This window comes from Actinoplanes sp. NPDC051475, assembly GCF_040689425.1.
Taxonomy (GTDB): Bacteria; Actinomycetota; Actinomycetes; order Mycobacteriales; family Micromonosporaceae; genus Actinoplanes.
On the sequence record NZ_JBFAZZ010000007.1, the window covers coordinates 18,051 to 36,896 of the forward strand.

The following is an 18,846-nucleotide window of genomic DNA, read 5'->3' on the forward strand; positions in this document are numbered from 1 at the left end:
TCCCCCGATGTCGCCGAGCTAGGCGTCGATGTCCTTGAGCACGACCGGCGGCGGTGCGCTGTACGAGAACTTCTCCTCGGCCTCCTGCAGGTCGGGCGTCTGACCGTTGGCCCACGCCGATTCCAGGCTCGTGCGCGCGCCTTTGTCGGTGGCGGTGTACGCCTCGACGATGTGTTCCATGACGACACCGGCGTCGAGGAGGTTGTTCGCTGTCCTCCCGAGGATGTTCTGCAGGTCGTCTCGCAGCGCGGACCAGACCGCGTGGCTTGCGGCTGTCCCGCCGCCGGGCGCTTGGAAGGCGGCGGCCTCACCGCCGGCTGTGCTGTTGACCGCCTGGTTCATCGACGCGTACGTGGAGCTCAGCGTCGGCAGGTCGACCCGGCCGACGACACGCAACTGCGACAACTCAGCCGCGAACTGCCACCCTTCCATCGGATCACCTCTCGTTGAATGAGTCGGTCAGGAGCCGTTGCAGGACACGCCGGGGCCGGGCGGCTCCTCAGTACGTGGCGTCTGCGGTGCATAAATCGTGCTGTGGGCGAGGTCGGCGCCCGGCACCGGGTAGACCGGAAACACCGGTTTCAGCAGTGTCTCGCCGGACGTCAGATCCACATCGGCGAAGAGAATCTTGTCGGCCTTGTCGCGCATGATGAGCACGAACTCCGAGACGCAGACCGGCGCCGTCACCGGCTGGGCCCGAAGCGTGCCGGTGACGTCGTACCTTCCGAATTTGCCGGGCTTGCCCTGGGCCAGGTTCACCACTTCGGTGTGAGCCCAGGCGGAAAAATTCTCCGGCGGGTAGACCCCAAAGTTGATCACCTGGACCTTGAGGCCGCCGATCTTCTGGTCAGGATCCACATGGAGACCGCCCGCCGCGGCGAGTTCGCCACCGGGAAACAACACGCCTCCGAACGCGGTTTCCTCGCTTCCAGGAACCCCCTGCCCGGACGGGTCCACGACGGCTACCCGGAAGCGCAACTCCCGAACCACCTGATCGCACCGGCTGCGATAGATGAATCCGTACTTGAACTGAGCGGCGTCGGCCCAGGTCGCCGTGATTTCCGGCGAACAGTCTGGTCGTGGCGTCGCCGACGTGCTCGGCACCGCCGACGGCGTCGGCTCGGCCACTGTCGGATCCGCGTCGCCGCGTCGCACGACGATGGTCACTCCGGCCGCTATCAGCAGGACGACGATGCCGATCAGCAGCCAGTGACCCGGTTGCAGGCGGCGTCCATCGGCCTGATCGTCGGTCATGACACTCCCTGTCCGGCGGTCCGCATCGAGCGGGGCAAACCGATGTCGTAGACCGCGTCCGTCAGCAAAGTCACCTTCGCCTGGTGGTCGGCGAGCAGGGCAGCAACCGCGCTGTCCAGCTCGGCCAGGAACTGCTGTTCGGTCAGCGACCCTACCGGCTCGCCCGCGAGCTGGACCTGCCACGACACCAGAGCCCGGCTGCGTATGGTCATCCAGCCGGCCGCCGACACTCCTGCGACGTTGAGCTCTTCCAGTCGCCGCTGGAACTCGCGGTCCTCGTCGGTGATTTCCGGCGCTTCGTCCTGGTCGATCCAGGACGCAACGATCTCCATGTAGCGACGCCGGTAGCGCGACCAGAGCAGGGTGGCCAACGCCTCCAACTGGTGGACCAGGGTGGCGGCTCGATAGCTCCGGTAGGTGTCCCAGGCAAACGCGACCCGCACGTCACCTCGACCCCGAGCAGTCGCCGTCAACCAGCCGTCAGGAGACTGCGCCTCGACGTTGAGCAGGCTCAGTCGCTCCGCCAACTCCCCCATGCAACCTCCTAGTCAGCCCATCGATGCTATCCGTGCCGGCCAATCGGCCGACGTTTGCGCTGCTCACGGCCCCGCCGATCGGACGATCGATCGAAGCGTGGCGCTGGTACCTCTCGCGTACCCTGCTCGGATGAGCCAGCAGATCATGGGACGGTCCGCCGTCCTCAGAACCATTGCCACTGCTGTAGTCGGGCTCACAATCGGTGTCGTCGCATACCAGACGGTCCCAGAGCATCTGAGGATCTGGATCACCCCCGCCCTCCTGGTCATCGGCGCGCTGGAGACCGCTGCGACGAAGCTCGTGAGGCGTCGCCGGAGCATCGCCGCGCCGGTCCCCTCATCCCGGCCAGAGGCCACCGACAAAACGGCTTGATCGAAGCGCTGACTGGCGAGTCTCCGGCGGCCGTCGGCCCGGAGCGCGATCCGGCTTCCGACGTTGGGCGGGCCGAGCCAGAATTGTTGCCCGCAGATGGTGAGGTCGCCGCGTTACGGTGGCGGCATGGCGGAGACCCAGCGGGAGCCCGTGCCTCGCGTCGACTCGGGCGAATTCGACACCGCCCTGGCGTTCCTGTCGTTCGCCCGGCACTGCGTGCTGAAGAAGGCCGACGCGCTGTCCGACGAGCAACTGCGCCGGGTCCTGGTCGACAGCGGCACCTCCATTCTGGGTCTCATCCAGCACCTGGCCGAGGCGGAGCGGTACGGTTCGGCTACCACCTCGTCGGAGCCGCCTGGGACGCGGACCAGGAGTACGGCATGACCGTTCCCGGCGACCGCGAGGCCGCCGATGTGCTGCGCGACTACCGGGCGGCGATTGAGGACAGCGACCGCGCCATCCGTGCCTTGGGTGACCCGGAAGCGTGCTTCGCCGTTCCGGTCGACGGCAACCGGCACACGCTGCGGTGGGCCATGGCCCACATGACCAGCGAGACCGCCCGGCACGCCGGACATGCGGACATCCTCCGGGAACAGCTCGACGGGACCACTGGTCGCTGAGCTGCAGGCCGGTCCGCCGGTTGCCCTCCAGGTCGACGTGCGACCACGGTCAGGTCAAGGTTGCAGAAGAGCTTTGATGGCGCGGCGCTCGTCCATGGCGGCGTACCCCTCGCCGACCTGATGCAGCGGGAGGGTCAGGTCGAAGACCCGGCCCGGGTCGATGTGACCATTCCAGACGCGGTGGAGCAGGTCTGACAGGTACGCCCGCACCGGCGCGGGCCCGCCACGCAGGCCGACGTTCTTCCAGAACATGTGCTCCTGCGGCAGGTCGGTGACATGGGGAACACCCACCCAGCCGACCGTGCCACCGGGGCGCGCGGACCGGAGGGCCTGGACGACGGAGTCGTGGGTGCCGACGCACTCGAGGACAGAGTCCGCGCCCAGGCCGCCGGTCAGGTCCTTGACGCGCTCGACACCCTCGTCGCCGCGCTCGGGGACGATGTCCGTGGCACCGAAGTCGCGGGCGATGCGTTGCCGGTCCTTGTGCCGGCTCATCGCGATGACCCGCTCCGCACCCAGCTGCGACGCGGCCAGGACGCCCGAGAGGCCGACGGCGCCGTCCCCCACGACCACGACGGTGCTCCCGGGCCGGACGTCGGCGCAGACGGCGGCGTGCCAGCCCGTGGCCATCACGTCGGAGAGCGCCAGGAGGCTCGGCACCATTGCCTTGTCGGGTTCCGCCGGTGTGGCGATGAGTGTCCCGTCGGCGTTCTGGACCCGGATCAGCTCGGCCTGGCAGCCGTCATAGCCGGTCCCGTTCAGGCAGTTGGCGTGAGCGCCCGCTGTGCAGAGGGCGCACGTGTTGTCGCTGGTGAGGAACCCGCCGACGACGAAGTCGCCGGGTTTCACCGTGGTGACATCGGCACCGGTCGCCTCGACGACGCCGACGTACTCGTGCCCGATCGGCGTCGGCTTCGGCACCTGGGCGATGCCGCGGTACCGCCACAGGTCCGACCCGCACACGCAGGTCGCCACCGTGCGGACGACCGCGTCCGTGGACTCGACCACGGTGGGATCCGGCCGGTCCTCGAGCCGAACGTCGCCGGGAGCGTGGATGACGGCGCCTCGCATCGGGTTCTCCTGTCTTCGGGGTCGCGTTCTGCGTGCTGGTCAGGCCGGGTGTACGTGGAGGGTGGCTTCTCGCGGACCGGTCTCGACGAGGTGGTCGACGATGCTCGGGTAGCGTCCGTACTTCTGCCGGTACGCCGCATCGACGGTCGGCAGGTCGGCTGTGTCGACCTCGGTGAAGGCGACATCGGATGCGCGGCCGTCAGAGATGATCTGTCCGGCCCCGGTCGCGACCCCGCGGCGGAACCAGGACGCGGTGCGCCCGTTCGTCGACCGGATGAAGACGCGGTCGCCGTCGCCGACGATCCAGATGGTTGTGGGTCGCCCCGGCGAGCCGTCACGGCGCCCGATGATCACTTGCACCTCCTGCGGTGCGGCGAGCTGTGCTGCCTGCTCAGTGGTCCAATCGGCCATGGTCACGTACTCCTGATTCCTCTGGTTTGACCGTCGCTGCGGCGCTTATCCGGCCGTCGCGGGTTGATGGCGCCGGTGCGGGCCGGCGATCAGCGCCAGGACGAGCACGAGGGCGAGGGCCAGCAGCGCCGAGCCGACGGTCAGGGCCACGGCGACGCGGTGGGCGAACAGGTGCGGCGCGTCCAGGCCGTGCGCGGTGGCAGCGGCGAACACGGCGACCAGGATGCCCAGGCCGAGCGAGCCGCCCAGCTGGTGAGCGACGTTGACCAGTCCGGAGGCGGCGCCCGCGTCGCGCGGCTCGACTCCGGCGATACCGGCGGCGGTCAGTGGGCCCAGTGAGGCGCCCTGGCCGGCGCCGATCAGGACCATCGGCAGGGCAATCCCCGCCAGGTACGAGGTGTCGGCGGTGAGGCGGCTCAGCCAGAACATCCCCGCCATCGTCAGCGCGATGCCTCCGGCCAGAAGCAGGCCGTTACCGAAGCGGAGAGTCAGCCGGGGCGTGGCGATCGCGACGACGAAGTTGACCACGGTCATGGGGAAGAACGCGATCCCGGCCGCGAGCGGACTGAAGCCCTTGACCACCTGCAGGTACTGGGTGATGAAGAACCAGAAGCCCATCATGGCGCCGAGGAACAGAATCCGGCCGGCGTACGCTGCCACGCGCTCGGCGCTGGCGAACAGCCGAAGCGGCATGATCGGCTGCCGCACCCGCCACTCGGTCACCGCGAACCCGGCCACCAGCACGATCCCGGCGACCAGCGCCGTCAGGGTGATCGGATCGGCCCAGCCGACGTCGGCGGAGCGGACGATGCCGTACACCAGCGCGGTCATGCCCAGCGTCGAGGTGAGCGCTCCAACGAGATCGAACCGGCCGCGTACCCGGGCGGTCTCCGGCAGGAACCGGGGAGCGGCCAGGATCATCGCCAGTCCGATCGGCAGGTTGATGAAGAACCCCACCCGCCAGGAAATGAGGTCCGTGAGGATCCCGCCCAGCAACAAGCCGACACTGGCGCCGATACCGGCCACGGCGCCGTAGTAGGCGACTGCGCGGGTACGCTCCCGGCCCTCCGCGAAACCGACGGTCAGCAGCGCCAGAGTGGACGGGGCCAGAATGGCCGCGCCGATGCCTTGCACAGCCCGGGCCGTGATCAGCCAGACCGGGTTCTGTGCCATCCCGACCGCCAAAGACGCGACGGTGAACACGGCGAGCCCCACGACGAACATGCGGCGCCGGCCGAGGATGTCGCCGGCGCGAGCGCCCAGCAGCAACAGTCCACCGAACGCCAGCGTGTACGCGTTCTGCACCCAGGACAACCCCGTTGTCGAGAACCCCAGGCCGATATGCATCTGCGGCAGCGCTGTTATCACGATCGAAATGTCGAGCACGATCATCAGATAACTGATAAGGATGATCACCAGAACGGCAAGTCGATGCGCAGCGTCCTGCGGCAGCTGGTTCTCGAGGGCAGGACCAGGTGCCTGATCGGCGGTTATCTCGCGCGGGTTCCGCTGCATGTTCTTCTCCTCGCCCACTGCCACGGCGATCTGTGTCTCGGATCCGGCATACCCGTCCAGCCGGCGGTAACCCCATAGAACAGGCCCACGACGTCGGCGTGGCAGTGTTTGCTGTTCCCGGTACTGCCAGTACCTCCACGCGCACCCACCCACAGCCCGGCCAGACACGACGAAGCCCCGACTCCCTCACAAGGAGAGCCGGGGCCTCACTGAGCAGTACGAAGAGCGTGCCGGCTCAGCAGTGCTTGAGGTGCGGGCGGATGGCCTCCGGGACAATGCCGTCGCAGTAGTCGGCAGTGCCGCCGTTGACCGCGTGCCAGGCTCCGCCCTTGTATTCGAAGACCACCTCGGCGTTGTCCACCTTCTCCGGGTGGGTCAGCCCGAGCGCGAAGCCCTTGTAGCAGGTGATGCCGGTCAGGGTCTCGGTCGGCGCCAGGGCCTTGGCGACGTCGCTCTCGCGGAAGGCCCGCAGCAGCGTCGCCTCCGACACCGGACAGCCCGTCCCGCCCGCCGGCTTGGCCGTCGTGGGCCGCTTGCTCGCGACCGGCGCGACGGAAGCTGCGGTGGTGCCGCCGGCCGCGGGCGTGGCGGCGGTGGCCGGCGCGGCAGTGGGGGCGTCGTTGCTCGAGCAACCGGTGACGACGAGAGCGGTCAGAGCGGCGGCGGCGAGGACGAGCGGCGTACGGGTGTTCACGGTCTTCTCCTTGGGCGGTGATGCGCTGATGGGACTCAGCATCACGGCTCCGCGGCCCCGGGGGATCACGGATACGTGCCAAGGAGCCGCCGAGTCCAGGCCCGGCACACCGGCCGGACCTGGAGCAAGGAGAGGGGTCAGACGGTGACCGTCAGGTTGGCGATGTATCCGGCGCTGGGGCTGCCGGAGATGGTGACCATCTGCTGGCTGTACCCGTCCCGGAAAACCCCGTCCGTGGACAGCGAAACGCGCGCGAGGTTGTTCACGCTGGCCTGATAACCGGCGGTCGCATACACCCTGCGGCACACGTCCTCGGGGAAGGCCAGCTGCGACGTCTTCAGCTTTCCGCTCGCCGAAGTGGCCCTGGCAATACTGGGATACACCTCGAAGTGGCAGTGCGGCCAGCGGCCCGTGTAGCAGCCCGGGAAGATGGTCGTGAACGTCAGTTGTCCGCTGGAGTTGGCCGCCTGCACGCCCCGGCAATAGTTCTCCTGCGTCACACCCGGGGAGTACATCGAGTACCGGCCCTCACGGTCGCAGGCCCAAAGATAAACAGCCGCTCCACTGTACGGCGTGCAGGTGCCGGCGGAGAGCACCGTGAGGTTCAGCGTCAGGTTGACGCCGCCTGCTGTGGCGGAGCCGGTGCCGAAGCTGGTTCGCAGGTCGCTGCGCACGATGCCGCTCTGGGTGAGGACGTTCGGGCCGTTCGAGCCGTCGCCGGGGAACGGGCCCGCGGTCTCCGTCGGGATCGTGCGACAGGCGGCTGCCTGCGCGGCGGCGGGCGACTCCCCCAAGGTCGCCAGGCCGGCAACTCCGGCGCCGACGCCGGCGATCAGGCCGAGCACCCGGCGGCGTTGCAGCAGGGTCGCCAGGTCGAACTCGAGCCCGCGGTTGAAGATGTCGTTGTCGTGGTCGTGTTCCACGGATGGCCCCTTCCGATCGGATGTGTCGCGTTCCATCCCAGCGAAAAGGGCGCATCCATAGCTATACGTCAATGCCGTCAAGGTTGTTAACCTTCGAGCCCCGGTTGTCAGTCGGTGCAGGTGGTGCCGGGCGCGGGCAGCTTGCGGTCGGTGAGGTTGCGGTTGACGTGGTCGCGTACGCAGCCCGAGAGCAGGAACATGCTGTAGTCGTCGCCCTCGCGGGAGAGCACGACGCTGCCGGGGAGCTGAGTGGCGAGGCTGAAGCCGGCCGCGTACGGCGCCAGCGCCTGGTGGGTGGACTGCACGACGAGGGTGCTGGGCGCGTGGGTGACCGGCGGGGTGACCGGCGTTGGACGGGTGGGCCGGCCGAGGCAGCCGGTCAGCGCGTTCCAGGACCGTACGGCGCCGCCCAGGTGCGGGGAGATCTGCCGGAGCATGCGCTGGAGGCCGGCCAGTTGGTCGTACGTTGCGGTGGCGGAGGTGTCGGCGCAGGCGGTGACCTGGAGCTGTACGGGGTCGAGGGTGTCGTCGGGGTCGGCGGTGAAATCGGTGGGGTCGCCGGCGGTGGCGTGGGTGATGGCGGTGGCGAGCATCGGCCAGTACAGGAACGAGATGTTGAGGTAGTCCTGAGTGGCCGCCTGGATGTCCTCGCCGGTCACCGGCGGGTGGCTGCCGCCGGGTACGGGCATCGGGTGGGCGTTGGCACGGGCGACGAGGGCGTCGTAGTCGGCGGCGACGTCACGGCCGTGCAGGGCGCAGGTGCCGGTGGCCCGGCACCAGGCGGTGAAGCGGTCGAACGCGCTCTCGGCGGTGGCGGCTTCGGCGGCAATGCGCGACACCAGCGGGACGGTGTCGTCGAGGGCGGTGTCGAGGGTCATGGTGCGGAGCCGGCCGGGGAACAGCGCGGCGTACGTGCGCCCGAGCAGGGTGCTGTAGTGGATGCCGTACCAGTTGAGCCGGCGCTCGCCCAGGGCGACGCGGACCGCTTCGAAATCGCGGGCGGTGCTCGTCAGGTCGAGGTGGTCGACCAGGGAGCCGTTGCGGCGCCGGCAGTCGTCGGCGAACGCCCTGTTGTCGGCCACGAGCCTGTCGTAGGCGGCCCGGTCGGCCGGGAAGCGGGTGACGCCCGCTGCCTTGATCGGGGCCTGGCAGCGGATCGGGGTGCTGTGTCCGACGCCGCGCGGGTCGAGCGCGACCAGGTCGAAGCGCTGGGTCATCGCCCCGGCGTTGCCGGGCAGGCCGGCTCGCAGGGCCAGGCGCAGCTGCTCGATGGACGAGCCGCCGGCGCCGTCGTTGAGCATCAGCGTGCCGATGCGGTGAGCCCGGTCGTCGGCGGGCCGTCGCACCAGCGACAGCGTCACGGTCGCGCCGCGTGGCTTGGACCAGTCGACCGGTACCCGTACGGTGCCGCACTGCGCGGCGGCGAATTCGGGCTGGGCGCAGGCGCTCCAGCGGATGGAGGCGGCCGGGGCTGCGACGGCGGGTGATGGCGAGACGGCCGCGATCGGCAGACCGAGGGTCAGCGCGGCGGCGGTCAGCAGCCGGCGGAGGGTGTAAGGCATGGGAACTCCAAGAAGGGAAGGAAACGGGGTCAGCTGTCGGAGACCCAGGAGCCGTGGATGCCGGCGGTGACCCGGCGGGGAAGGTGGACGGTGGCGACGCGCTCGAGGCCGGCGGCGTCCAGGACCAGCAGCTGCGAGGCGTCCTGCTTGAGATCGGAGATCACGGTCAGCAGGTAGCCGTCGTCCTCGTTGGTGGCGCCGGCCGCGGGGACGAACACCGCCTCGCTGGGCAGCCGGGCGTCGCCGACGTGGTGGATGCGGCGGGCGCCGGTGGTGCGGTCGTACTTGACGACGCCGTAGCCGCCGAAGCCCTCCTGGTCCGGGAAGGACACCGCGTACCCGTAGCGGTTCTCGGCGCCCAGGTACTTCTCGTTGAGGGTCGGGAACTCCACGGCGAGGTCGTCGATGATCTGCTCGTCGACGGTTCCGGCCACGAGGTCGATCACCCAGGATCGGGTGTACGAGCGGGTGTTCGGCTCGGTGCCACGTCCGGGCGCGCCGACCCACCAGTTCCAGGAGAGCTGGAACCCTTCGCGGTCCACGGTGGGGCCTTCGAGGACGATGCGGCCCTGGCCGTCCTCGTACGCGTTGCCGACGTGCAGCATGTTGCCGGGCTCGATGCTGAACCAGCGGATGTGCCGCGCACCGTCGCTCCCGCGGGGCATGACACCGATGCGGGACGGCTGGTCGTCGCTCCAGCCGTACGGAATGCCGGAATGCTCTTCGGGGTCGAAGGTGACGTTGCCCTCGACGAAGACCACGTGCCGCCGGGTGATGGCGAAGTCGTGCTTCAGCGACGCGGTCGCACCCGGGATCTCGGCGGTGTGGACGAGCTCCCCCTTGGCGTCCGCGACGTGGTACACCAGGAAGGGCGGGAACGGCGAGGAGCCGAAGAAGTGCAGCTCCCCCGTCGCCGGGTCCTCCTTGGGATGCGCGGTCATGGCGGTGCGCAGCCGGCCGCCGAAGTCGTACGCGCCGACCGTCTCGAGGTCCGGGGTCAGTTCGAAGGGCAGGTTCGCCTCGCACAGCGCGAGCAGCCGGCCGCCGTGCTCGATGACGTGGGTGCCGGCGGCGCTCGCGGTCAGGTCCGGGCCCTGCTCGGTCAGGTACGGGGCGCCGTCCAGGGCGGGGGTGTGCACCCAGCGGTTGCGGTACCACTCGGCACGCCCGTCACGCAGGCGGACCCCGTGGACCATCCCGCTGCCCTTGAACCAGTGGGCCGGGGTGACGCCGGGCTTGGGGTTGTGGCCGTTGCGGATCAGCCGGCCGGTCAGCTCGGGGGGCAGGGTGCCCTCGACGGTGAGGTCGACGGCGGTGATCTCGTCGGCGACCGGGGCGTAGTGCCCGGTCAGGTACGGCTTGCTGGTCATTTTCGGGTCCTCGACTCTCATCAGGTGGTTGTCAGGCGACGGGGGCGTAGTCGGTCGTCCGGTCCGGAAGGCGCGGCGTCGTACGGGTGAGGGGCAAGGCCAGGAGTGCGGTGGCGGCCAGGACCGCCGCCGAGACCGCGAAGGCGGCCCGGTAACCGGCGGTGAGGGCCTCCGGAGGGGGCTGATGGCCGGATGCGTGGGCGGTGACGGAGCCGGCGAGGGTCGCCAGCGCGGCGAGGCCGATCGCGCCGCCGACCTGGCGGGTGGTGTTCACCAGCCCGTCGGCCAGACCCGCGTCCGGGGGCGGGACGCCGTCCACGGCGAGGCCCGTGAGCTGGACGAAGGCGGTGCTCAGGCCGAGGCCGACCAGGATGCTCGGGCCGAGAACGTCGGCGAGGTAGCTGCCGTCGGCGCTGATCCGTGCCAGCCACACCATGCCGGCGGCCTCGGTGAGCAGGGCCAGGGTCACGGTCGCGGTGCCGCCGATGCGCCGGGTGATGCCGGGTGCCACGGCGGCGCCGAGCATGATGGCCACGGCGAGCGGTAGTTGACCCGTACCGGTGGAAAGCGGGGTCATCCCGAGAACCTGTTGCTGGTAGAGCGGCAGGAAGAAGAACAGGGCGATCCACACGGAGCCCAGCAGTGCCATCAGCAGGTTGGCCGCGGCGACCCGGCCGGTGGCGAACAGCCGCGGTGGAATCAGCGCGTCCGGCCGGCCACGCTCGATCACGGCGAACGCCGCGAGCAACGCGGCGGCGCCGATGAGCGCTCCCAGCACCCGGGCGTCGGTCCACCCGGCGCCGCGAGCGGTCGTCAGCCCCCAGACCAGGCAGGTCAGGGCGAGGGTGACGGCGGCGGTGCCCACAAGGTCGAATCCCCCGGCGCTGCGGCCGGCAGCCGATGGCACGAGCGCCGCCACGGCGACCAGGACCAGCACCGCCGCGAGCGCGACGGAGTGGAAGACCCAGGGCCAGCCGAAGGCCTGGGTGAGCACGCCGCCCAGCAGAACACCGCCCGCTCCCCCCGCGCCGGAGACCGCGCCCCACACCGCCAGTGCCCTGCCGCGCCCGGGACCGGACGGGTAGACGCCCACCGCCAGGGCGAGCGCGGCCGGAGCGATGGTGGCGGCGCCAAGACCCTGTACGGCGCGAGCGGCGATCAGCGCACCCGGGGAGACGGCCAGTCCCGCCGCCAGCGAGGCCGCAGCGAACAGGGCGAGGCCGGCGATCAGCACCCGGCGGCCGCCGAGCAGGTCGGCAGCCCGGCCTCCGGCCAGGAGCAGCGCCCCGAACGCCAGGCCGTAGGCGTTGACCACCCACGTCGTGCCGCCGTCCGACAGGCCCACTCCGGCGCGCACCTGCGGCAGCGCCACATTCACGATCGAGGTGGCGAGCATGACGGTGAACTGCGCCGCGGCGAGCGACGTCAGCACGACCCAGGCTGGATAAGACTTCATGGCGCACAGCCTCGGTTCGGGCGCTGTCCACTTTCCAGACCTGACGAGGACGGGAACTGTCCAGACCTGTCCACACCTGTCCGCCGGTCGCGTTGCCCGTCCGCACACCCGTCCGGCGAGCAAAAGGGCAGGTCGATGCCGTCCTCTACGGTGTACCTCGCCGGCGTCGGGGATGGGAGCGTGCATGGTGTCGCGGGAGACGGACCTCAGCATCCTGTCCGAGGACTTCGCCGCCGACCCCTACCGGTACTTCGCGCGGCTGAGGGAGCACACGCCGGTGCACTACGAGGCGTCGATCGACAGCTACTTCCTGTCCCGCTACCAGGACGTGAAGCGCGTCCTGTCCGACCACGAGGCGTTCAGCACCGAGACGCTGCAGGTACGCGCCGAGCCGGTGATGCGCGGACCGGTCCTGGCCCAGATGACCGGTGCCGAGCACACCGCCAAGCGGAAGATCGTCGTGCGGGGATTCACCGGGCAGGCCCTGGCGGACCAGACTCGAGCCATCCGTGCCAACGCCGCCGAGCTCATCGCGCCGTTCCTCCGCCGGGGCCGGGTGGACCTGGTCAACGACTTCGGCAAGCCCTTCGCCGTCCACGTGACGCTCGACGTCCTCGGCCTCGACCGCAAGGACTGGAAGCGGATCGCCGCCTGGCACAGCGGGGTCGCCGAGTTCATCACGAGCATGGCCCTCACCCCCGAACGCCGCCGGCACTGCCTGGACTGCGCCGAGCAATTGGAGGCCTACCTCGCTCCGATCATCGACCAGCGCCGCTGCCGTCCCGGGGAAGACCTCATATCGGCGCTGTGCGCCGCCGAGTTCGACGGCATCGCCTTGAGCAATCGCGACGTCACCGCGCTGCTCATCAACGTGCTGGTCGCCGCCGCCGAGCCCGCCGACAAGACCCTTGCCCTGCTCTTCCGGCACCTGATCGACCATCCGGGGCAGCTGGCCCGGGTCCGCCGGGACCCGGCGCTGCTGCCGGCCGCGATCGCCGAGACGCTGCGCTACACCCCGCCGGTCCAGCTCATTCCTCGCCAGGCGGAGAAGGACGCCGTGTTCACGGGTACGGCCGTTCCGGCGGGCGCCACCGTGTTCTGCATGATCGGCGCGGCCAACCGCGATCCCGACGCCTTCGCCGCCCCGGACGTCTTCGACATCGACCGCCCCGATCTGGGCAGCGCCCGCTCGTTCACCGCCGCCGCACAGCACCTGGCTTTCGGCACCGGCCTGCATCAGTGCATCGGGGCGGCCTTCGCCCGCGCCGAGATCGAGACCGTCGCCGCGATGCTGCTGCCCCTGCTCGACGACCTCCGCTACAGCCCAGGGTTCCGCTACCGGGAGACCGGCCTGTACACCCGCGGCCCCGCATCCCTGTCCCTGGACTTCACCCCCACCAAGGAGATTGCAAGGCGATGACGCCGACCGACATCACCCGCGCCCTCAATGACCTGCTGTTCACGCCCGGCCTCGAGCTCGCCGAGGCGATCGACCGGCACTTCACCCCCGGCTACCGCCAGCGCACCGACGGCGTCTGGAGCGACCGCGCCGATTTCGTCCAGCACATGACGACCCTGCGCGGCCTGGTTCGCAGCGGGAACGTCGAGGTCCACGACGAGCTCCGCGACGGACTGCGTTACGCCGACCGCCACACCGTGACCATCACCCAGCACAACGGCCGTACCTCCCGCACCGAGGTCTACCTCTTCGGCGAGTACGCCCCCGACGGCCGCTTCCACCGCATCGAGGAGACCACCCTCCTGGTCGCCGGCCATGACGACGACAAGAACTTGGGACTCATCAACTGAGGAGCCGTCGTGGTGTCCGTGGCAGAGAAATTGAGCAGCGCGCGGGTGCGGGCCTTCATCGGCCGGGAAGAGCAACTCGGTCGCTTCGCGGAGGCGTTGACCGGGGATCCGCACGCACCGTTCGCGTTCTACGTGTTCGGGCCCGGCGGCATCGGGAAGTCGGCGCTCCTGCGGCGCCTGGCGGATCAGGCCCGCTCGGCGGGGCGGCGGCTGATCGAGCTCGACGGTCGTTTCGTCAGCCGGGATCCGGCCGACTTCGAGGACGCGGCCGGTCCGCTCCTGACCGCTCCCGGCACGGTCCTGTTCGTGGACTCCTTCGAGCACTGCCAGTGGTTGGAGAGCTGGCTGTGGCAACGCTTCCTGCCACGCGCCGCGGCCGGCGCCCTCGTCGTCCTGGCGGGTCGCCTGCCGCCCGAGGCGCAGTGGGCGGCCGATCCCGCCTGGACCGGACTGCTCGACGTCAGCGAGCTCGAGCCGTTCTCCGACGACCAGGCCCGGACCCTGCTGACCGCGGCGCGGATCAGGCCGGAACTGCGAAAACGGGTGCTCCGCTTCGCTGGAGGCAACCCGCTGGCACTGTCGCTCGCCGCCGCGGCCGGATCGGCGGGCTGCAGCAGGGAGGACATCTGGGCGCCCTCGGCCGACGTGCTGCGTACCCTGCTGGCGGGGTTGATCGGAGAGGTGCCCACGGCCGCCCACCGCCGCGCCCTGGAGGTCGCGGCCCAGGCGCATTCGACCTCGGAGGAACTGCTCGCCGCGGTGCTGCCCGACGAGGACACCCACGCGCTCTTCTCCTGGCTGCGCGACCTGCCGTTCGTGGAGTCGACCCACCGGGGGCTCCACCCGCACGACGCCGCGCGGGAGACGCTCGCCGCCGACCTGCGCTGGCGGGCGCCCAACGCCTTCGCGGCGATGCGGGAGCGGCTGGCGGACGAGTATCTGCGCATCCTGCGCGAGGCACCCGAGGAACGGGTCTGGACCGTCACCGACGATCTCTTCTACCTCTTCCGCGAGGTGGACACCGTGGCGCGACTGCGTACGTGGTCCCGCGAGGACGAGGTGCACGACCGTCCCTTGCACCCTGACGACGTCGACGTCGTGCTGCGCATGGCCGAGGAGACCGAGGGCCCCGCCTCCGCGGACCTGGTCCGTTATTGGGTGCAGCGCCAGCCCGAGGCCTTCAGCGTCTATCGCCTCGTCAGCACCGGCAGGACCGTGGCGTTCACGGCCCGGCTCGCCCTGCCGGCCCCGCCCGATCCCCGGGACCTGGCCACCGATCCCGTCGTCGCGGCGGCCTGGGAACACGCCGACGCCACCGCGCCGGTGCGCCCCGGCGAGCACATCGGTGTCAGCCGCTTCTCGGTCTACCCCGAGCGGTACCAGGTCCCCTCGCGCGTCATCGATCTGAGCAGCTCCCGGGCTCAGGCGGAGTCCGCCCGGGCGCGTGGTCGCGCGTACGGCTTCGCAGTATGGCGCGACGCCGAGGCCTGGTCCGCGCGGGTCAACGGCACGCTCGCCGACACCGGTGCGCGGCCCCGCGTCGGGGAGCACACGTACGGGCTGTTCAGCGTCGACTGGCGGCAGGTGCCCGTCGAGACCTGGCTGCGCCACTTCATCACCGCCACCGCCGCGCCCGTGCAGTCCGGACCGGCCGGAGTCTCGCGTACCGTCTTCGACCGGGCCGTTCGGGAGGCCCTGGCGCACTGGCGCGACCCGGCCGGATTCGCCGTCTGCGCCCTGATCCGGGTCCGACTCGCCGCCGACCTCGCGGATCCGGTCGAGGAATTGCGGGACCTGCTGCGCCAGGCCGTGGACGACATCGCCCGCGACCCCCGCGGGATACGCGCCCGCGACGCCCTCGCGGCGAGCTACTTCTCCGGTGCGCCCACCCAGGAGGCCGCCGCCCGCCGCCTCGGCCTTCCGTACGGCACGTACCGCCGCCATCTGAGGCAGGGCCTGGACCTGCTTTGCGACGCTTTGTGGCGCTGGGAGCTCGAAGGGACGCCGCTAGGCTGAGGCCGGAGGTCGGCCAGTGCAGATCCGGCTGCTCGGTGGGTTCGACGTGGACCGGGACGGGACACCCGTCCAAGCCCGCGAGTGGCGGCTGCGCAGGGCCCGTACGCTGGTGAAGCTGCTCGCCCTGGCTCCGGATCAGCGGATGCACCGTGACGTGCTGCTGGACCTGTTGTGGCCGGACCGGCCGGCCGCGTCGGCCGCCAACAATCTGCATCAGGTCCTGCACGTCGCCCGGCGGGTGCTCGCCGGTGCCGGACCGCACGCCGGGCTGCTGGAGCTGCACGACGATGTGGTGGTGCTGCACGCGGGTGGCCTCGTCGACGTCGACGTGCAGCGTTTCGAGCGGTTGGCCGGGGCCGCCCGGGCCGGCGGCGACCTGGTGGAGCTGCGCGCCGCGGTCGGCGCGTACGCCGGCGACCTGCTCCCCGAGGACCGGTTCGAGGACTGGGCGGTCCGGCGGCGCGAGGAGCTGCGCGAACTCCTCTGTGAACTCCTGGTCGAATTGGCGGCTCGGGCCGGATCGGGGCCGGACGAGGCGGAAGCCCTGGCGGCGTTGCAGCGGGCGCTCGCCATCGATCCGCGGCACGAAGGCGCGGTCCGCGGCCTCATGGGTCGTCTCGCCGCCGCGGCCCGGCGTCCGGAGGCCCTTGCCCGCTACGAGCGGCTCCGCGACGACCTGCGCGCGGAGTACGGCAGCGACCCGGACCCGCAGACTCGGCAGCTCTACCGGGACCTGCTCACCGGGGACCGGGGCGAGCAGCGGCAGTCGCGGCCGCCTCCGTCGCGGCACAATCTCGCGCCGGCGCTGACCAGCTTCGTCGGCCGGGAGCGGGAGATCGCCGACGTGCATCGCCTGCTCCACCGGGGCGGGCTGCTCACGCTGACCGGGGTCGGCGGCGCCGGTAAGACCCGCCTCGCCGAGGAGGCCGCCCGCCGGTTGCTCGGCTCGTACCCCGACGGGGTGTGGTTCGCCGACCTCGTCCGGGTGGCCGACCCACGCCGGGTGGCGGACGCGGTGGCGGCAGCGCTCGGCCTCGACCCGGCGGCCGGCCCCGATCCACTGCGGACGCTGACCGGCCGGTTGGCGCCCAGGACGCTGCTGCTGATCCTCGACAACTGCGAGCATCTGCTGACCGCCTGCGCCGACCTCGTGGGGGCGGTCCGGCGTACCTGTCCGGGCGTGACCTTGCTCGCGACCAGCCGGGAGCCGCTGCACGCGCCGGGCGAGGTCACCTTCCGGGTGCCGTCGCTGACGGTGCCCGGCCCTGCGGACTGGGGCGACCCGGGCCGCCTCGCGACCCTGCCCTCGGTGCGGCTGTTCCTCGACCGCTCCCGCGACGTCCGCCCCGGGTTCGCCGTCGACGCCGGCAACGCGGCCGCCGTCGTGGAGATCTGCCGCCGCCTCGACGGCATCCCGCTCGCGCTGGAGCTGGCCGCGGCCCGGATGTCGCATCTCGAGGCGGTCGAGATCGCCGAGCGGTTGCACGAGGCGCTGTCCCTGCTCGGCCGCCGGGGCCGGCTCACCCGGCACGCGACGCTGCGGGCCACGCTCGAGTGGAGCCATGCCCTGCTCGCCGAGGACGAGCAGATCCTGCTGCGCCGGCTGGCGGTCTTCGCCGGCAGCTTCTCGCTGCCGTCGGCCGAACAGGTCTGCGCCGACAAGCTGCTGCCGCGCGCCGAGATCCTGGACTGCCTCGGCCGGATCGCCGACAAGTCGCTGGTGCAGATCGAGCGCGCCGGCGACCGTTCCCGGTACCGGCTGCTGGAGACGATCCGGCAACTCGCCCGGGAACGGCTGGCCGAGGCCGAGGAGGCGGCGGCCTTCGACGCCGCGCACTGCGATCACTTCCTGGAACTCGCGATCGACAACGATCCGGACCGCGCGCCGGGGATCGTGGTCGAACGCCCGCAGCTGCTGGACATCGACCATGACAACCTGCGCGCCGCGCTCGGCTGGGCAGAGCGACACGACCCCGGGCAGGCGCTGCTGCTGGGCGTGAGCCTGTGGCGCTACTGGCTGGCCCGGGGCCACTTCGTCGAGGGGGCCGGGTGGCTGGAGCGCATCCTCGCGGTGGCGCCTGAGTCGTCGCCGGAGCGGGCCCGCGCGGTGTTCGCGCTCGCGATCCTGGATGCGCGCCGGGGTCTCAGCGATCGGCTGCCCAGCCTGGGTGCCGCCGCGGTCGCGGCCGCCGAGCGATCGGGTACGCCGGCCGACGTCACGTGGGCGCGGCTGATGCGCGGCATCCTGCTGGTCGGCGTCGCCGAGATCGACGAGGTGGAACGGGTCGTGGAGGCGGCCCTCGCCGGCGATGGGGCGCCGCCCGCCGCGCCGGTCGCGGCCACGGCGCACTGGCTGGCCGCGCTCGCCGCACTCTTCCGGGAGGACGTACGCACAGCCCGCCGGCGGTTCGCGACGTGCCTGCGGCGGCTGAACGACGTCGATCCGGCGGCGGCGCCGTTCCTGCCGGCCGTGACGTTCTGCATGCCGCTGGCACCCGTCGGCGAATCCCTGGTGCCGGTCTTCGAGGAGTCATGGCTGCTGGGCCGGCGCGTCGGCGCCGTGCAGGGCCATGCGTACGCGCTCTCCGCGCTCGGCTACGTCTGTCGGCTCGCGGGCGATCTGGCCGGTGCACTGGAGACCGTCCACAGCTCCGTCGAGGCGTTCGCCCGGATCGACGACGCCGCCGGCCTGGCCCACGCGCTCAACCACCTCGGCTGCGTGGAGCGGGACGCCCGCCTGTTCGACCCGGCCGAGCGGCATCTGCGGCAGGCACTGCGGCTGCGCGAGCGGCTCGGCGACCGGCGCGGGGAGAACCTGAGCCTGGCCAACCTGGGCCTGTTGTCCGCCGCGGCCGGCGACGTCGCCGAGGGACGCCGGCTCGCCCGCACCGCCCTCGACCGGGGCGAAGCCGTCGACGACGGACCCGGCGTCGGCGGCGCACTGCTCAACCTGACTGTCGTCGAGATGTTCGCCGGTGCCCGGGACCAGGCTCGGGTCCTGGTCGAGCAGGCGGTGGAGGCGTTCGAGCCCCAGGGTTACCTGCGGCTCGTGGCGTGGTCCCGGCTGCTCGCCGCCGAACTCGCCCGCGACGACGGCGACCGGGAGGCCGTCGCGCGTCACGGACGTGCCGCGGCCGACCTGTTCCACCGCCTGCGCTCCGAGGTCGGCATCTCCCGGGTCGGGGCGTTGCCGCTAAGCGACGCTAAGCCGTTGCGAAGGCCGGGTTCCTAGCGTC

16 protein-coding genes and 1 pseudogene are annotated in these 18,846 nt (G+C 71.2%); 6 read left to right on the forward strand and 11 right to left on the reverse strand.

Annotated elements, in window-relative coordinates:
* Positions 1 to 18: 18 nt before the first annotated feature.
* Genes AB0368_RS15920 through AB0368_RS15930 form a run of 3 tightly spaced genes read right to left on the reverse strand, consistent with a single transcriptional unit; the run spans position 19 to position 1,790 of the window.
* Entirely contained in the window at positions 19 to 432 is a 414-nt protein-coding gene (locus AB0368_RS15920; protein WP_366154615.1) for a hypothetical protein, read from the reverse strand.
* 27 nt (positions 433 to 459) lie between these two features.
* Positions 460 to 1,254: a hypothetical protein gene (locus AB0368_RS15925; RefSeq protein WP_366154616.1), complete on the reverse strand. Its 795-nt coding sequence runs from the start codon at positions 1,252 to 1,254 to the stop codon at positions 460 to 462.
* Positions 1,251 to 1,790 carry a hypothetical protein gene (locus AB0368_RS15930; protein WP_366154617.1) on the reverse strand — a complete coding sequence of 180 codons (540 nt, stop codon included), beginning with the start codon at positions 1,788 to 1,790 and terminating at the stop codon, positions 1,251 to 1,253. Before AB0368_RS15930 ends, AB0368_RS15925 begins: the two co-directional genes overlap by 4 nt.
* A gap of 130 nt (positions 1,791 to 1,920) precedes the next feature.
* Here AB0368_RS15930 and AB0368_RS15935 point away from each other — a divergent pair, with 130 nt between their 5' ends.
* Positions 1,921 to 2,163 carry a hypothetical protein gene (locus tag AB0368_RS15935; protein WP_366154618.1) on the forward strand — a complete coding sequence of 81 codons (243 nt, stop codon included), beginning with the start codon at positions 1,921 to 1,923 and terminating at the stop codon, positions 2,161 to 2,163.
* Between the two features lie 126 nt (positions 2,164 to 2,289).
* Positions 2,290 to 2,783: pseudogene (locus AB0368_RS15940) on the forward strand (DinB family protein).
* A gap of 54 nt (positions 2,784 to 2,837) precedes the next feature.
* On the opposite strand, the gene AB0368_RS15945 reads toward AB0368_RS15940, so the two are convergent.
* The 8 genes from AB0368_RS15945 to AB0368_RS15980 form a co-directional block, all read right to left on the reverse strand.
* The gene (locus tag AB0368_RS15945; protein ID WP_366154619.1) at positions 2,838 to 3,854 is read right to left on the reverse strand and encodes a zinc-dependent alcohol dehydrogenase family protein; all 1,017 of its coding nucleotides are present in this window, start codon (positions 3,852 to 3,854) and stop codon (positions 2,838 to 2,840) included.
* Positions 3,855 to 3,893: 39 nt separating this feature from the next.
* Positions 3,894 to 4,265 (reverse strand): DUF2255 family protein, encoded by a 372-nt coding sequence (locus tag AB0368_RS15950; protein ID WP_366154910.1) that lies wholly within the window; start codon positions 4,263 to 4,265, stop codon positions 3,894 to 3,896.
* A gap of 45 nt (positions 4,266 to 4,310) precedes the next feature.
* On the reverse strand, positions 4,311 to 5,780 hold the full coding sequence (locus AB0368_RS15955; protein ID WP_366154620.1) for an MFS transporter: 1,470 nt from the start codon (positions 5,778 to 5,780) through the stop codon (positions 4,311 to 4,313).
* A 235-nt stretch (positions 5,781 to 6,015) separates the two neighbouring features.
* Positions 6,016 to 6,516, reverse strand: coding sequence for a hypothetical protein (locus AB0368_RS15960; protein ID WP_366154621.1), 501 nt, complete (start codon positions 6,514 to 6,516; stop codon positions 6,016 to 6,018).
* 95 nt (positions 6,517 to 6,611) lie between these two features.
* A complete protein-coding gene (locus AB0368_RS15965) occupies positions 6,612 to 7,397 on the reverse strand; it encodes an intradiol ring-cleavage dioxygenase (RefSeq protein WP_366154622.1) in 786 nt (261 codons plus the stop codon).
* A gap of 107 nt (positions 7,398 to 7,504) precedes the next feature.
* Positions 7,505 to 8,959, reverse strand: coding sequence for an alpha/beta fold hydrolase (locus AB0368_RS15970; RefSeq protein WP_366154623.1), 1,455 nt, complete (start codon positions 8,957 to 8,959; stop codon positions 7,505 to 7,507).
* 29 nt (positions 8,960 to 8,988) lie between these two features.
* Positions 8,989 to 10,329 carry a carotenoid oxygenase family protein gene (locus AB0368_RS15975; RefSeq protein WP_366154624.1) on the reverse strand — a complete coding sequence of 447 codons (1,341 nt, stop codon included), beginning with the start codon at positions 10,327 to 10,329 and terminating at the stop codon, positions 8,989 to 8,991.
* A gap of 31 nt (positions 10,330 to 10,360) precedes the next feature.
* Entirely contained in the window at positions 10,361 to 11,785 is a 1,425-nt protein-coding gene (locus AB0368_RS15980) for an MFS transporter (protein WP_366154625.1), read from the reverse strand.
* Between the two features lie 184 nt (positions 11,786 to 11,969).
* Between AB0368_RS15980 and AB0368_RS15985 the strand changes: the two genes are divergently transcribed.
* The 4 genes from AB0368_RS15985 to AB0368_RS16000 are packed head-to-tail and all read left to right on the forward strand — an operon-like array spanning position 11,970 to position 18,842.
* Positions 11,970 to 13,205 carry a cytochrome P450, cyclodipeptide synthase-associated gene (locus tag AB0368_RS15985; RefSeq protein WP_366154626.1) on the forward strand — a complete coding sequence of 412 codons (1,236 nt, stop codon included), beginning with the start codon at positions 11,970 to 11,972 and terminating at the stop codon, positions 13,203 to 13,205.
* The gene (locus AB0368_RS15990) at positions 13,202 to 13,594 is read left to right on the forward strand and encodes a hypothetical protein (RefSeq protein WP_366154627.1); all 393 of its coding nucleotides are present in this window, start codon (positions 13,202 to 13,204) and stop codon (positions 13,592 to 13,594) included. Before AB0368_RS15985 ends, AB0368_RS15990 begins: the two co-directional genes overlap by 4 nt.
* 9 nt (positions 13,595 to 13,603) lie before the next feature.
* Complete coding sequence (locus tag AB0368_RS15995) at positions 13,604 to 15,610, forward strand: ATP-binding protein (RefSeq protein ID WP_366154628.1); 2,007 nt, start codon at positions 13,604 to 13,606, stop codon at positions 15,608 to 15,610.
* Between the two features lie 16 nt (positions 15,611 to 15,626).
* Complete coding sequence (locus tag AB0368_RS16000) at positions 15,627 to 18,842, forward strand: BTAD domain-containing putative transcriptional regulator (RefSeq protein ID WP_366154629.1); 3,216 nt, start codon at positions 15,627 to 15,629, stop codon at positions 18,840 to 18,842.
* The last annotated feature ends 4 nt before the right edge of the window (positions 18,843 to 18,846 follow it).